The 15,924-nt window shown below is 41.0% G+C and carries 11 protein-coding genes and 1 pseudogene; 9 read left to right on the forward strand and 3 right to left on the reverse strand.

The annotated features are described in order from the left end of the window. From WH223_RS13475 to WH223_RS13515, 9 genes and pseudogenes are all read left to right on the forward strand, one after another. Positions 1 to 801, forward strand: a pseudogene (locus tag WH223_RS13475) (alpha-L-fucosidase); the annotation flags it as partial. A gap of 63 nt (positions 802 to 864) precedes the next feature. Further along, the gene (locus tag WH223_RS13480; protein ID WP_340048297.1) at positions 865 to 1,245 is read left to right on the forward strand and encodes a discoidin domain-containing protein; all 381 of its coding nucleotides are present in this window, start codon (positions 865 to 867) and stop codon (positions 1,243 to 1,245) included. A gap of 237 nt (positions 1,246 to 1,482) precedes the next feature. Then, on the forward strand, positions 1,483 to 2,577 hold the full coding sequence (locus WH223_RS13485; protein ID WP_340048252.1) for a hypothetical protein: 1,095 nt from the start codon (positions 1,483 to 1,485) through the stop codon (positions 2,575 to 2,577). Positions 2,578 to 2,710: 133 nt separating this feature from the next. After that, complete coding sequence (locus tag WH223_RS13490) at positions 2,711 to 3,331, forward strand: RNA polymerase sigma factor (RefSeq protein WP_340048253.1); 621 nt, start codon at positions 2,711 to 2,713, stop codon at positions 3,329 to 3,331. A gap of 65 nt (positions 3,332 to 3,396) precedes the next feature. Further along, positions 3,397 to 4,344, forward strand: coding sequence for a FecR family protein (locus tag WH223_RS13495; protein WP_340048254.1), 948 nt, complete (start codon positions 3,397 to 3,399; stop codon positions 4,342 to 4,344). Between the two features lie 113 nt (positions 4,345 to 4,457). After that, positions 4,458 to 8,099 carry a SusC/RagA family TonB-linked outer membrane protein gene (locus WH223_RS13500; protein ID WP_340048255.1) on the forward strand — a complete coding sequence of 1,214 codons (3,642 nt, stop codon included), beginning with the start codon at positions 4,458 to 4,460 and terminating at the stop codon, positions 8,097 to 8,099. Further along, positions 8,099 to 9,790, forward strand: a complete 1,692-nt coding sequence (locus WH223_RS13505; protein WP_340048256.1) for a SusD/RagB family nutrient-binding outer membrane lipoprotein — start codon at positions 8,099 to 8,101, stop codon at positions 9,788 to 9,790. The genes WH223_RS13500 and WH223_RS13505 overlap by 1 nt, the downstream gene beginning before the upstream one ends. Before the next feature lie 29 nt (positions 9,791 to 9,819). Then, positions 9,820 to 11,007 (forward strand): metallophosphoesterase family protein, encoded by a 1,188-nt coding sequence (locus tag WH223_RS13510; RefSeq protein WP_340048257.1) that lies wholly within the window; start codon positions 9,820 to 9,822, stop codon positions 11,005 to 11,007. A gap of 86 nt (positions 11,008 to 11,093) precedes the next feature. Continuing rightward, positions 11,094 to 11,858 (forward strand): glycerophosphodiester phosphodiesterase family protein, encoded by a 765-nt coding sequence (locus WH223_RS13515; protein ID WP_340048258.1) that lies wholly within the window; start codon positions 11,094 to 11,096, stop codon positions 11,856 to 11,858. Positions 11,859 to 11,917: 59 nt separating this feature from the next. On the opposite strand, the gene WH223_RS13520 is transcribed toward WH223_RS13515, so the two are convergent. The 3 genes from WH223_RS13520 to WH223_RS13530 all read right to left on the reverse strand — a co-directional run bounded on the left by WH223_RS13520 (position 11,918) and on the right by WH223_RS13530 (position 15,915). Beyond that, positions 11,918 to 12,970: a hypothetical protein gene (locus tag WH223_RS13520; RefSeq protein WP_340048259.1), complete on the reverse strand. Its 1,053-nt coding sequence runs from the start codon at positions 12,968 to 12,970 to the stop codon at positions 11,918 to 11,920. A gap of 210 nt (positions 12,971 to 13,180) precedes the next feature. After that, positions 13,181 to 13,606 (reverse strand): nuclear transport factor 2 family protein, encoded by a 426-nt coding sequence (locus tag WH223_RS13525; RefSeq protein ID WP_340048260.1) that lies wholly within the window; start codon positions 13,604 to 13,606, stop codon positions 13,181 to 13,183. A 251-nt stretch (positions 13,607 to 13,857) separates the two neighbouring features. Beyond that, the gene (locus WH223_RS13530) at positions 13,858 to 15,915 is read right to left on the reverse strand and encodes a RagB/SusD family nutrient uptake outer membrane protein (protein ID WP_340048261.1); all 2,058 of its coding nucleotides are present in this window, start codon (positions 15,913 to 15,915) and stop codon (positions 13,858 to 13,860) included. Between the last annotated feature and the right edge of the window lie 9 nt (positions 15,916 to 15,924).

The following is a 15,924-nucleotide window of genomic DNA, read 5'->3' on the forward strand; positions in this document are numbered from 1 at the left end:
ATGGATCAAGACTGGTCTGATCCCAATGCTTCTTTAAAATTGTTTAATTCTCCGAAGTTGGATGCCGATCAATGGGCTAAAGCGGCGAAATCTGCGAAAATGACCTACGGCTGTTTAACAACAAAGCACCATAGTGGTTTCCCAATTTGGGATACGAAGACAACGGATTATAACGTGATGAATACCCCTTTTGGGAGAGACGTTGTGAAAGAATTTACCGATGCCTTCCGCAAGAATAACTTAAGTGTCATGCTTTACTATTCTATTTTGGATACACACCAAGGTATTCGTCCTAACCAAATTACAGAACAGCAAATCGACTTAATTAAAGCCCAGATTACCGAGCTTTTGACGAAATATGGCAAGATTGATGCCTTGGTTATCGATGGTTGGGATGCGCCATGGTCGCGTATTTAATATGATGATATTCCTTTTGATGATATCTACTTCTTGGTAAAATCACTTCAGCCAAACTGTTTAGTGATGGACTTGAACTCCGCGAAATATCCTGGTGACTTATTGTTCTACACGGATATTAAATCATACGAGCAAGGTGCTGGTCAGTTTATCTCTAAAGAGCACAACAAATTGCCTGCTATGGCTTGTTTACCATTGCAGCAAAATTGGTTCTGGAAGAAAAATTTTCCAACGACTCCTGTTAAAGATGCTAAGAAATTGGTGGAAGAGTTCATCATCCCCTACAACCAAGCTTACTGTAACTTCATGTTGAATGTTGCGCCAAATGCGGACGGTACAATCGATAAGAATGCTTTAGATGCTTTAGCAGAGATTGGTAAGCATTATACAAACAACACGAACTATAAAGAGCTTCCAAAGTATGAATACCCTATTATTGCAAGCAACATTGCTAAAAAAGTAGTCAGTAATAGTAGTTGGAGTGATGATATGAATATCATGGACTTTGCCAATGATGATAGTTTCAATAGTTCTTGGGTTTCTAATGCTGCAGATCCAGGTAAACCATGGTACGAGTTGACATTTGATCGTTCTAAATCGTTCAATACAATTGTTGTTACTGAAGGTAAAGATCATTCATCAAGCTACCAAGTTGAGTATTTGAAAGATGGAAAATGGTACCCGATCAATGCTAAACCTAGTGTTCAAGGTCGTATCAAAGTGTTTAGATTCGATACCGTAATTGGAAAGAAAGTTCGTTTGAACATCGAAAAAACTAAAGCACAAGCCGTATTGACTGAGGTTGGTGTATACAACGAAAGAAGATAATTTAGCTTATCCAAACGGAATTATAGATAGGGCAACACATAGAGTGTTGCCCTATTTTTTTATAACGTATTAAAATGCCTTGCTTTTTGAATTTAAAATAAGGGCTTCAAGCTGCTGATAATGAGTTTTTGTAGTCTTTTCTGGTGATAGATAAAATATTTTTGTTCACCCTATTGGAAAATGAAAAAATAAAATAACTTTATCCGTTTTTTTATTGTACACTAAATCCTTTAAAAGGTGAAGCGAATTACGTATTTCATTTTGCTTGTTTTCATTTGTTCCTGTAGTAAGGAGGAGCATCTTAAGCCTGGCGACAAAACCAAAAACAACAAGTTTGAAATTCTAGATTTAGATCGACTAAGTTATACTAAAGGGAGCAACCCTTTGAGTTTCGTTTCGACGGCCTATGGTCGTGCAAATGCTGATGGTGATCGCCCTAGTATTATGTTAGCAAAAACGGGATGGACGCATCCTTCTGTTTTGTATATCCCTGAGAAGTGGAATTCTTTTCCTTATTGGATGGCGATAACGCCTTATCCTGGAGGGGATAGTCAGTATGAAAATCCACATATATTTCATTCGGTGGATGGCAATAATTGGATGGAACCCGCTGGAGGTATAAATCCGATTACCCCATGTCCCGAAGGCGTCGCTTATAATTCAGATGTTAACTTGTTGCTCGACAACAAGAAGCTATTGTGTTATTATCGGAAAAGCTCTTTCCCGACGGACCGATCATTGTTGGTGACAGAAACTACAGATGGACAACGATGGACCGATGATAAGCTTGTTTGCCAGTGGCCGTTTAAAGGAATTGATATGATTGCTCCTTCTGTTATCAAGGATAATGATAAATATTATACCTATGCGATAAGTACGGGCGAACCCATTGCTGGTAATTATTTTAACGAAATAGCGATTCGTAGAATTGTTTCTTCTTCTCCGAATCAATATCCTGATCTTATACGTGATGTAAACTATGTAAAGATAAACGTGAAAAATAGACCCTGGGGAAGTGGTCAAGATCCATGGCATCTGGAAGTACGCAAGGTGGGTCAACTATGGATGATGCTTGTAACGAGTACCCGACATGGGGGATATGGCTCCAGTGGTTCTCTCTATTTAGGCTATTCACTTAACGGCATCGATTTCGAATTTGGAAATGCACTAGGAGATATTGTAGGTACGTATAAAAGTTCTTTTTCGGCGCTGTTTGATAAAGACTCTAATAGTCTCAAGGTTGATGTATGGCGAGCCATGATGGTTGGAGGCTGGCAAGTGTATAAGGATCAATGCCATATTCCGGTGAAGAATAATCGCTTTTTTAATTAATCACTGAAAATAATAGTTCGATTTTAAAGACTTGTATGGAGGTTTGTACCCATGAAAGGGCCTTATTTAAAAAAAAACTACACTTGTCTATAGATTTAATATTGAGCTAACCTTGCATGTTTATCTTTACCGCGTGAACGCCAACCAACCAAGTATTGAGTCTGACTACCTGATCCGTTTTCGAGAAGGAGATTCGCAGGCTTTTACTTATTTTTTTGACCGCTATTGGGAAGAACTCTATCGGCGTGCCTTTCAGCATGTGCAAGATGAAGAATTAGCGAAAGACGTAGTGCAGGAGGTTTTCATACACCTCTGGGAGCGCAAGCACCTTATAAGCACCGATTATTCTTCGTTAAAGCCTTACCTATGGAAGGCTGTTAAAAATAAAATCCTTAACTACTATGCTTCTGAAAAAGTACGTAAACAGGTCTGGGAACAAGTAGCTCAGCGTATGGATGTGTTCATCGACGAAGGTCAATATAGCCCTCGTGATTATGAACGTCTCGAGCAGCTTGTTGATAAATCGGTTTCAGCACTACCTCCTTTGGTAAAAGCAGTATACTTGATGCGCAATGATAATCATTCCATTACGCAAATTGCGCAAGCGCTAAATATCGCAGAACAAACCGTAAAGAATTACCTGACGGAAGCACGTCGTAGACTTAAGCAAGACCTTAATCAAAGTTTTACGGAAAATAGTCTCGTTCTGCTATTCCTAAGCAGTGCTTATATTGTTCATGATTTTTTAACATAAACACCATCTTTTCTTAAAGTACTTTCTAGCCTTCTTCCTGTATTGTCTATATAAATCAGGAAATAGTGAAGTTAGAAAAACGTAAACAACTCCTTCGCGATTATTTGGATGGTAAACTTTCCAAGCAGCAGAAAACAGGGATAGACGCTTGGTATGAGTCCATCTCCAGGGGTAAAGTAAATCCCTTTCAGCATGCAGATCATAAGGAGAAAATCCGTCAAGATATTTTTGAGAGCTTGCAAGCGCAGGTTCAACCGGCACCGCAGCGTACTTTAAAGTCCTCTTACCGTTGGCTTGTTGCAGCGGCTGTACTCTTGCTGGGTACATTCGTTTACTTAGGTATGTATAAAATCCGCCTGTCAGGCGATTTAATCGAGGTGCAAACACATGCTGGAGAAGTAAAACAATACCGTCTACCCGATAGTACGGTGATTTGGCTGGGTGGAAATACACACTTGAGCTATCGTGCCGACGGTTATGCGAAAAATCGTAAGCTCAATCTAGAACGTGGAGAGGCATTTTTTGATGTGCATCGTGATACGCTTCATCCATTCCGCATCGAGTCGGGCGATTTAACCATTCAAGTGCTAGGAACCTCTTTCAATGTACGTCACCTTAAGGAGTCACACGATATGCGTGTCGATGTGAAGACAGGTGTGGTAAAAATAAGCCAGCATACATCTGGGCTAGCACATATCTTGCGCAAAGGAGAGGGCTTAGCCTATGACTCAATGACACAAACCTTCGTCTTAACAGGCAATACACCTGCTTATGTCGACCTATGGACGCGTGGAGGTATCTTTTTTCAACAAGCATCGTTTAAAGATTTACAAGAATTGTTGAGCAATCGCTTTGGGGTTCACCTAGCAAGCGAAAATTTAAATACCGTTGATTTTCGATATACATTATTGATGCCTAACGTACAGTCGTTGGAGCATATAATGGATATGATATGTAGCATTCATCAATTAAAATATAGGAGGAAAAACCATGAAGTAATACTTTACCAGTAGAAGCTTATCGGAAAGGATCCGAAAAATAAAAAAGTGCTCAAACTGGCAGACGGCGAAATCATTCAGTGAGCACCATTTAATCACATGTTTATAAAAAACACGAACACAAATATATGTATAAAAAAGGAAAGCTTACCCAATTAACGACGGGGCTTATGCTTAGTGCTAGCCTAATCAGTACGCTACCAGCGATGGCTGTTACACATGAAACCGTGAGGCAAGAGTTGTCAACGCGTGTAAGTATTCGTTTTGGGGGTAGTACGGCGGCTCAAGCCTTATTGCAATTGGCCAAAGAAACTGGAATCTCCATCGGCTATGATATTAAAGGACTAAAATTAGAGAACGTGCGCGTTCAAGAGCGTTCTTTTCAAAATGCACCGATTGATGAGATTTTACAATACATTTTAAAAGAAACAAATATCGTCGCCGAGCAGAAAGCAGGCGGTTTTATCTTGGTGCAAAAAACAGGTAAACAAGCTAGTTATCCGTTAAATATAAAAATTGTTGATGCAAACGGAGCGCCTATTGCTGGTGCTTCTATCCGTATCACATCCCTAAATCGTAGCTTTTCTACCAATGAGCAGGGGGTAGCGGAAGGCCAAATTCCTGAAGGTACGTACAACCTAGTGGTGACCCACATGGGCTATAAAGAGTTCCGTGCTACGGTGCGTGTTGATGCGCAGCGCAAGCAACAGGAACGCTTGGTGATGGAACAAAAAAGTAGCGACCTGGAAGAGGTGGTCGTAACGGCTTTAGGGATAAAACGTAAAGATCGTTCCCTGGGTTATTCGGTCGGTAGTATCAAAGGTGAAGACATGAACCGTGTGGTGAATGACAACTTTATGGTCGCTATGGCGGGTAAAGTGCCAGGCGTGTCCATCAGTTCTGCAGGTCCTACAGGCTCATCGGTAAGTATGATTATCCGTGGAGCGACTTCCCTAGGCGATAATCAGCCTTTATTTGTTGTCGATGGCGTACCACTAATGAATGGCTTTGGCAACGTAGGGCAGATTGGTGATGGAAATAAGGTGGATTATGGTAATGCAATATCTAATATCAACACCGATGATATTGAGAGCATTTCTATCCTAAAAGGCCCTAGTGCGGCGGCTTTATATGGTTCGCGTGCTGGTAATGGTGTCGTATTGATTACGACAAAGAGTGGTAAAACCGCCGAGAAGATGACGATCTCCGTAACGAGCAATACGGTATTGGATATCCCTTACAAATTTATCTCCTTGCATAATAAGTTTGCGAGTGGAACGATGCCTTTGAAACCAGGTGAATCTACGGGCGATTTGACTATTGATGAGATGTCCAGTGTGATGGTTGGGCCAGCACTAGATAAAGGCTATAAAGCTATTCAATGGAATAGTCCTATTGGGCAAGATGGAAAACGTATTCCAACGGAGTTGAAATCTTACCCTGATAATATCAAGAATTTCGTACAAACGGGGATAACATCCACCAATGGACTTTCTGTAGCCAATAAAAGTGAGAAGGTAGATTATAGATTCTCCTATACCAATATGAGTAATCGTGGTATTGTTCCCAACTCAGACTTGTTTAGAAACTCCTTGAATGTAAATTCATCGATGCGACTGAGTGATAAAGTAACGTTGGGGTTACAGGTAGACGGAAGTCGTAACTATTCCAATAACCGTCCTGCAGGTAACAGAGGGACGAATCCTTTGCAAGCAGCTTATGCTGTAGCTCCACACATTAATATTCTAGATTTAAAAAACTACTGGGTACCGGGGCAAGAAGGGTTAAAGCAATTGAGTACCGCTCCTGGAGAGAAGGACAATCCATATTTCTTAGCCTACGGGGTGAACAATGCATTTACACGCGATCGTGTTTTTGGAAACCTGCGCTTAGATTGGAACATTATGCGTGATTGGACGTTAATGGTTCGCTATGCCGCAGATATATATTGGGAGAATAGGGAAACTAAAATTCCATTTAGTTACACCAATGAGCCTCGTGGTGCTTATGGTCTTGTTAACCTTATGAATAGTGAGCAAAATGCCGATTTCTTGTCAACGTATAAGAAAAAAGTCGGTGATTTTGATTTTTCAGCATCTGTAGGTGGTAATACCCGCTATTATCGCGGTACTGCCGTGTCAAATACCTCTAAAAATAAAACCGGATTAATTACTCCAGATTTATACACCTTATCAAATATCGCTCCCTCCAGCTTGGATTATGCTAGTTCCCTGTCTGAAAAAGCGGTAAACAGTATCTATGGCTTATTAAATGTCAGCTACCGTGATATGGTTTATTTAGATGTAACAGGAAGAAATGATTGGTCGAGTACGCTACCTGCCAATAATAGATCTTATTTCTACCCGTCCGCTTCTTTAAGTGTGTTAGCCGATAAGGTGTTTGAACTGCCAAAAACAATTAGCTTATTCAAATTGCGAGGTGGTATTGCGCGTGTAGGTAACGATACGTCTCCTTACAACTTGTACAATACTTTAGGTAATGCTGGCGGTTGGGGCGATGTGATTCGTATGGGCCGTTCAGGCGGATTAAGGACACCAAATTTAAAGCCTGAATTAGCAACTTCTTTTGAGTTTGGTACTGATATTGGTTTATGGAACAACCGCTTGAAATTTGAAGGAACCTATTACCGTATCGAAAATACAAACCAAATTATGCAGACGACTTTACCGCCGTCGAGTGGCTATAATTCGGTGAATATCAACGCCGGCTTACTGACAAGTAAAGGGCTTGAGTTGGCATTAACAGGTCGTCCTATTCAAAAAGAAGATTGGACTTGGGATATCGGCGTAAACTGGTCACGCAACCGTACACGCCTTAACGAGCTTTCTGATGGTATGAAATTCCATACGTTCTGGACGGAAGGTAGAGGTGGAGCACGTACCTATCTGGGTGAGGAGATTGGTGATTTGTACGATTCGCAATTGGTTACTGTTGAGGACCCTAGTTCACCGTATTTCGGGTACCCTATTTTAGATAAAGACGGTGGATGGCAAGCTATTCGTATCAACAATGCGAGAAATAAAATCGGAAACTTTAACCCTAGTTTTACGATGGGTGTACAGTCTAGTGTACGCTATAAAAAGTTTACCATGAATATCGCGGCGGATATGCGCTTTGGCGGTAAGTTTATGTCGCAGACCTATCGTTATTTCGAGTCTAACTTAACGACACAGCGCTTCCTTGACCGACTAATCAATCCAAATGGATTGGAAGGTGCTGCTTTGCGCGATCACTTAGTTAATAATGATTTAGTACGTGTGAAAGGTAATTTCTTCCCTATCGTTGGTGGTCCTGGTGATGAGTATGGTGGCTTTCCTGTCGATTTCGGGAAATATTCAGGAAACTATGGTGTTTTCAATCCAGGGGTGATTGCGCAGTATGATGCGAAAGGAAATATTACCGGTTATACCGAGAATTTAGGTGGAGCAGGAACAAAGTATATTGCTTATTCAGATGATTATCCATGGGATTTTATGAGCGCTTCTACATTTGATGCTTCTTTCATCAAATTGAGAGAGCTCTCTTTCAGCTACGATATGACAGGCAACTGGTTGAAGAAACTTGGTGTATCTGGCGGATCTGTAGGCGTGTATACGCGGAACTTAATTTTATGGACAAAAGCGAACATAGGTATTGACCCTGAACAAGCCTTTCAACCAGAGGCAGGTTCCTTTAAACAAGGTATTGAACGTTATAATGTGACGCCTTGGTCTATGCCAATTGGCTTTAAGTTAAACCTTACTTTTTAATGATTAAACCCATGGTTTTTAAGAAAGAAATAGCAATGATAAAATATTGGAATCATATACAACGGACCTTGTTAGTCTTGGCCTTCGGCCTAAGTTTTACGGGCTGCCATGATTTAACGGAATTGAATAAAGATCCAAATGGCCCTAGTGAGGAACTCGCGAATCCCAACTTGCTGATGTCAACGGTGTTGACAGGTCTTGGCACGAGTTATGAAAATTTGAGCTTCACCGATTTAGGGGGTGTGATGCAACATACGCAGATGGATGCTTGGTTTGCAGGTCATAACGATTACTCCTGGACGGGAGGAATCTTGAGCTGGGAAGGTTATTACGGGATATTGCGTAATAATGAGTTGATGCGTAAACGTGCGGAGACCTTAGGATGGGAATTTCATCAAGGTGTAGCATTAGTCGTTCGTGGCTATACATTTGGATTAATTACCGATTTGTGGGGCGATGCTCCCTATACGGATGCTGTAAAAGGAGATCAAAATGATGTGAAATACAGATTCCCAAAATATGATCAGCAAGATGTGATTTATAAAGGCATCATTAATGAGTTATTACAAGCGAATGATGTGCTGTCAAAGGCTGATGGTGCCTATGAATCTGTTCTCCCAAATGCGGATGTGTTTTTTGCTGGAAAGGCTTCAAAATGGCGTCGCTTAGCAAATTCATTAATCCTTCGTTATGCGATGCGTCTTTCGGAGAAAGATCCAGCATTTGCTCGTCAAACTTTAGAAACAATTTTAGGTCAGCCTGATAAATACCCTGTTATTACCCAAATTGCGGATGAACCATCGATGGCTTATGTCGGCAAAAATAGTGGTGACTCTTGGCCATCAAATACAGTTTATGATTCGGGAGGTAGTAACTATCGTCGTTTGAAGATGTGTGCTACCTTGGTGGAGCGCCTGCGTGCGCTACAAGATCCACGCTTAACTGTTTGGGCAAAAAGAGTAGAGATACCTATTCAAGTAGATGCTACGCTGCCCGCAAAAACGGATAAAATTGTTAATGGTGTGCGTCTAGTTTCATCCGATGTGGTGCAAGGTATTGCGATCAATACGAATACCGACTATGTGGGGTTACCACCGAGTGTGTCACAAAATCCTTCGACCTATAATTTAAACCCAACGCCAGGACAGTCGTCGGTGAATCCTCACGTTTCCTACTTAAACGAGATTTATCAAAAAGCTGAAGGACCTTTGTTGAGAGCACGTTTGCTAACGGCTGCTGAGGTTAATTTCATTTTAGCCGAAGCTGCTGTAAAAGGGTGGAAAACACAAGGAACGGCTAAAGAATATTACGAACAAGCGGTGAAAAACTCTTTCGACGTATGGGGTAAAAGTGCGAACTACAATATCTATATCCAGCAAGCAACTGTTGCTTTTGCGGGTACGCAACAGCAAATTATAGAACAAAAATGGATAGCGAGTTGGTCTACAGCAGCACAATCTTGGTTTGACTACCGTCGTACAGGATTTCCTGCTTTGAAAGCTGGACCAGCGGCAAAACGTACCGTATTGCCCCTTCGTTTGCCTTACATGCAAACGGAGCTCACCGTGAACCAGGCGAATGCTGAAGAAGCCTTACGTCGTATAGAGAAAACGGCACATTCGCAGGCTGACAATGAAAACAGCCCTTGGTCAAAGTCTTGGTTGCTACAAGGCACCAACAAACCTTGGTAAGTTAAAAATTACTAAATACATAAATAAGCATGAGATTAAAAACCTTTTTTATTGCCCTTGGCCTAAGTGCTAGTTTGGGAAATGCCCTTGCGCAAGAAGCTGGTAAGTTGCCAGATCGTATCATGTTGACTTGGTCGGCAGATCCAACAACTACCCAGTCGGTATCGTGGCGTAGCGATAATCGCAGTGGTAATGTGGTGGGGCAAGTAGCCGAAGAACTAAGCGCGCCAGATTTAGTAACGAAAGCTGTAACCGTGACGGGAACACGTCTTTGGCTAGATCGGGAGCCAGGAAGAGCAGACGCCTACCAACGCGTGACTTTTACAGACCTAAAACCAGGTACAGTATATGTGTACCGTGTGGGTGATGGTGAAAATTGGAGCTCATGGAATCAATTTCGTACAGCAGATGTAGCGGGTGATTTTTCTTTTATTTATTTGGGCGATGCCCAAAATGATTTGCGTTCCCTTTGGTCAAGAAGCATTCGTCGTGCCTTCCAGCAAGCACCAAATGCGCGCTTTATTATGCATGGTGGTGATTTAATCAACCGTTCGAATACGGATAACGAATGGGCAGAATGGTTTGAGGGAGCGAGTTTCATTCACCAAATGATACCTGCTGTGCCTACGCCAGGAAACCACGAGTATACCCGTAATGAGGCACGTGATCTTGTACTTGACCCACACTGGAAAGTGCAGTTTAATCTGCCTACTAATGGGCCTGATGGCTTGAAGGAGTCTGTTTACTATATGGACTACCAAGATCTGCGTGTGATTTCTTTAAACTCGCAGATGATTATGCTCGACTCGATATCTGCTGAAATTCAGTTGAACTGGTTGACGGATGTTTTGAAAAGCTCTAAGAAAAAATGGAATATCGTTTTGATGCATCATCCGGTGTTGTCAACGGCTAAGAGTCGCGATAATACAATTTTGCGTGAGCGATTTAAACCAGTTTTTGAACAGTATGGTGTTGATGTTGTGCTGCAAGGTCATGATCATACCTATGCACGCGGATCTATCGGCAAAGCACGTCCTGTTTATTTACTTTCTGTAGCAGGGCCAAAAATGTATGATTCCGATTCGGACAGATGGATGCAAGTAGCGACTTCGCATACGCAGCTGTATCAAGTAATCCATATTACACCTAAAAGTTTAAAGCTTCAAGCTTACAAGCTGAATGGTGAATTGTTTGATTCATTTGAATTGAAGAAATAATGATTTCTCAACGTATAAGACTTTTTTTAACCACAATTTTTAACCTTTCATTAGCTACAACAGCGCTTGCGCAATCTTCAGTTTTATTGGCCAAACTGGGAAAGCAAGACATCCATGTTGCAGCACACCGTGCGGCGCATAACCACGCGCCGGAAAATTCTATAGCCGCTGTTGATGCGGCTATAGAACTAGGTGTTTCGGTGGTTGAGCTAGATGTACGCGCCACAAAAGATGGTGTCTTAGTATTGATGCATGATCAAAAGCTCGATCGAACAACTAATGGAAAGGGAAAAATTAGTGAGTATACCTATGCTGAAATTCAGCAGCTCTATTTGCGCGAAACAGCAAATGGTAAAATAAGTCAGCAGCGTATTCCAACTTTTCAAGAAGCGTTGAAACGCTGTAAGGGTAAAGTTATTATCGATATTGACTACAAAGAGGATAGAGATGGCTTTATGGAAAAGACCTATGCCTTAATTCATCAAGAAGGAATGGAGGACGAGGTTTTATTTTTTCTTTACGAGTATCAAAAGATGGCTGATTTACATGCATTAAATCCTAGGATCACGCTTTTTCCGCGTGCACGCAGTATGGATGACCTACGTGAAATTGTATCCTTAGCTATGACCAAAGTAGTACACCTAGACGATTCTTTTACGGATTTGAAAGTTTTGAATAGCTGGAAAGAGCAAGGTTATTTCTTTTGGATAAACAGCTTGGGCGAAGCCGATGATAAAGCGGCCAAGAAAGGTATTTCCATTTACACCGACTTTTTGAAGCGTTTTCCCTTTGTACGTATCGTACAAACAGACGCCCCCGAATTATGGGGAGATCTATTGAAAGGACTTTAAAAATAAAATAATAAAGGCCCGAGCAGTTTATGTTCGGGCCTTTTGTTTTTTGCTGGATTTTAGTTTACTAATTTCAAGTTTTTTCCCAATTGAGTTGCTAGGCCTTGGTTGATGGGGGCAATATCATAAGGGGTTAGATTTTCCCAAAAGCGTTCTTTATACCTGCTATGTGCTGGTACTTTATAGACGTTTTTTGTCAATTCGGATTCTATTTTTTTGTAGGCGCTTTCGGAAAGGAAGCTGCGGTCCATCACATAAAACTCATTGATAACTTCATAGGGTATGTGTCCAAACTCGGCTTTCCGTTTTATACTGCCAGTGATGAGTTGATATACATTTTGCAAATCTTTAGCCGATACCGTATTTAAGGATGTCGAGGCATAATTTTCTATAGATGCGGCATGTCGTATTTTCGCCTCTAGGCGGAATATTTTTTGAAATCTTACCGTGTCCGGAAGGACTTCATCTTGATAGAAGCTTAATGAATTTTGGGACTTAGCAATTAAAACATGTCCTACTTCGCTATTCTTTTTCTGTAAACTTATACTGCTATCGCTTGTTTCTATTTGTTGTAGCTTGGTGAGCCGGTCAAGCATCTTTCCTGCTGCAATATCAACCACACGTGGCGCCTGAAAAAAAGGTCCCATTTTTTCATTATATTCTTTTACAACGGCGGAGTCCCGGTAAACACGGTAGTCTAGCAATTTATATTTTACCCTTCCTTTTTTTAAAGGAATGTAAAACTCCATGATGCCATCGGCAAAGTATTTATGCTCCAAATTGTAGGTCTCCAAGGAGCGGAAGTAACCACGGATACATACAAATGCTGCGTCGGGCTTGTTCATCACAATTTCAGGAAGAACATTTGCACGAGGCTTTAAGCGGATGGTCTTTTTGTCGTTCTCATTTGCTATCTGTAGGGTGGCATTCTCGTAGGATACATGCTGCACATGGATTTGTAAGGGATAGCTAATTTTAGCTTTCCCCTCAGGTATAAACTCCAAGATGCCTTCCTTGGTGGAAAAACCAATAAGGTTTCCTTTTTGGTGATATACATTGACCGAAGGAATAGGCTGTAGACTAACTTCGTCAATAAATTGAACTTGTGCCATCAAGCTTTTAATAGGAAGCAGCAGGAGGCATAAAAAAAGTTTTAGGATAGGTTTCATACCGTTTGTTAGCGAGTTAAGGATGTAAATCCGGTGGTGCTAAGTTACTTTATTTTTGATTTTATCTGCCTTCACTGACTGTATTTAGCAGTTTTTAACAAAAAAAACCGGCTTCTGATAACTGAGCCGGTTTTTTGTTGATTTTTTTGAAGATTATGGATAGGTTGTAATGATTTGACTTACTTTCCAACTGTCCTTAGACTGCGTTAAAGTAACATAATCAACACGTGTAAATTGAGCAAACTTCATTGTAATTTTTGCACGGTATACGTCGCCATACTGCTCCGTTACTTCATAGGTTGTCGTACAATCATATTTTAGTCCTTTGCTAGCTTCTGTAAAGTCCGAGTATTCACGCTTGTTGTATGTTTTTTCATTTTTACTGTTTTGGTACGTGAAGTCGCTTGCCAAAAGGTATTTGTTGAGTTCTGTTTTACCTTGTGTAGCAGATTCTACATAGCTTGTTAAAATCTGTGTAGCGTTAAAGTTTTTTAATGGGTTAGCCTTGTTTGAGGCCATTGTCTGTAGCGATACAATCATTAGAAAGGCGCTCATCAGTAGGGTAATTGTCTTTTTCATCTTTTATTTTTTTAAAAATCTTAAGTTCTTTTTCATGGATATAGGCAATGGCCTTGCCAAACTTTTTAAATAGTTGTTTTTCAGGTTTTTGTGTTTTTATAGCATCTTGAACAACTGTTCGCTAATGAACAGTCGTATGTTCATTAGCGGTCAAAAGGAAAAATGAAGTAAAATGATCTGGAATCGACCTACAAAAAAAATCCTGCAAGGGTTTAGCTTGCAGGATTAAAGAAGGATAATTTTAAATTAGATTACTTAGGTACGATGACAGCTGGCCATAATGGATTTTGTACCAATAAACTGCCTCGACTTTTACTGATTTCATTCTGCGGAACAGGATACCAATAATATTCTTTGTACCAACGACGATTTTCTAATTGTGTGCGTTGGAAGAAGGATTCAGGGTCACCTATAGGTCGTATTGGTGTTGCCTGATTTCCTACCGTAATGCTTATGTTGTCGAATCCATTCGTATACATACCCGAAATACGCGTCATATCACCATCAACACCACCTTTGTCGGGTTGATTGGCCGCTGTTGGATCAGCAATCATCCAACGGCGCATATCAAACCAACGTTGTCCTTCAGCAAGGAGTTCGACATGTCTTTCTTGAACGATAGCTTTGAATTGCGCCTCCTTATTGCCAATGACATTTACTTTCGTATTGTTGGCTTTCATGGCAGCATAGCCCGGAATACCTGCACGGATTCTCACTTTATCAATGTATTCGATGATTCTCGGGTCATTAGGGTTTATTTCATTCAGAATCTCAGCATAGTAAAGGTAGAAATCTGCTAAACGCAATAAAATAGAAGGTCTAGACCATGATGTGTAAACGGTAAATGGTGTACCCGGTGCACCTGCTACATCTACGGAAGTTCTTCCTTGTACAATACGTCTATTCTTAAACTTGTAGAATAAGTAACCTGCACGCGGCCAGTTTTCTCCAGAAGTCATACCTGAAGGCTTTTGTTTTCCAAACCATTGATAGAAAATTCCCGACGGTTTTTGATGCTCATTGGCATGTAGGTGCCAACTTTTACCATTATAGCCCACCGTTGCATAGAAGCGCGGCTCTCTGTTTGCATACATGTTGAATACATTCGGATCAGGATTGTTCTTCACATGGGTTGGGTTATTGACCGTGGTGAAACCATTTTCTTTGTAATTACTTCCTTGGTCATAAATAGTAAGACCATTATTCATGAAAAAGGCATCTACCGACTCCTGAGAGATGGATATGTTCGCAAAACTTGTTGGGTTGGAATACAACTCAATAGGGTTACTACGGCGTTCCTGTGCATTTGGATCGCTGTAATTGTTGTATGCAGTTGCCCATATAATTTCATCATTATACTTTTGGAACAATTGATAGATAGATTCATGCGGATCTAATGCTTTTGTAACCGGATTGAACTCTTCGTGTAGCTTATGCCCGCGGCCATGTGCATATTCTAAGAAAGCCTCTAAATGTGTTTTTGCTTTTTGAACCTTATCTGCATTATAGCTTGGGAAAAGCTGTGTTCCATCTCGGTTTACTACGCTCAAACTTTCGGCAAAACCACCATTGAAAAGCTTGGAAGAGGCATATACCCAAAGCTTAGCACGCAAGGCCATTGCAGCAACGATTGTTGGGCGAACCATCTCTCCGGTATTGTAGGTACCGTTACCACTATTTTTGATGGTTGATGGAAGTACGCCTGCATTAATCACTTCGCCCAATAAACCATCAATATAGTTGATGATATTGTCCATTGGCGCACGAGCATAGTCTATATCTTGATTTTGCGAGTCTTCAATTTCTGTGATTAACGGAACTGGTCCATAAAGCTCTAGTAAGGTGAAGTAAGCATAAGCAATTAGAAATCTGGATTCATCTTTTAAGCGGTTTACCTCCTCCAACGGGAAGGCATCACTCCCTGAGCCATCGATAGGATGTGCTCTTTTAATGAAGATTAGTGCTTGACGGATATATTGGTATTGCGTAGCCCAACGGTGGTAGCCCGCATTTCCGGCATTGTAGCCAGATACCATGATGTTACGTGCAAAGTTGGTAACAAGCTCGCCAGATATCGCAGACCAAGGGTTACTCATATTGTCGGCACTTGCGGCATTTTTAGAGTACTCAATAATACAGTTGTACGTGTTCCCATGCCAGCGTTTTGCATAATTCGCGTTCTCAAAGACACCATCTATGGTTAGGTTGTCTGCCAGTTCGCTTGATACATCGAGGTATTTGGCGCATGACATTGATAAGGCTGTTGTTGCTAATAAAGAGCAAAACAGTATTTTATTTAATATTTTCATCTTCGATTC

It is taken from the genome of Sphingobacterium sp. MYb382 (genome assembly GCF_037572665.1).
Lineage (GTDB): Bacteria > Bacteroidota > Bacteroidia > Sphingobacteriales > Sphingobacteriaceae > Sphingobacterium.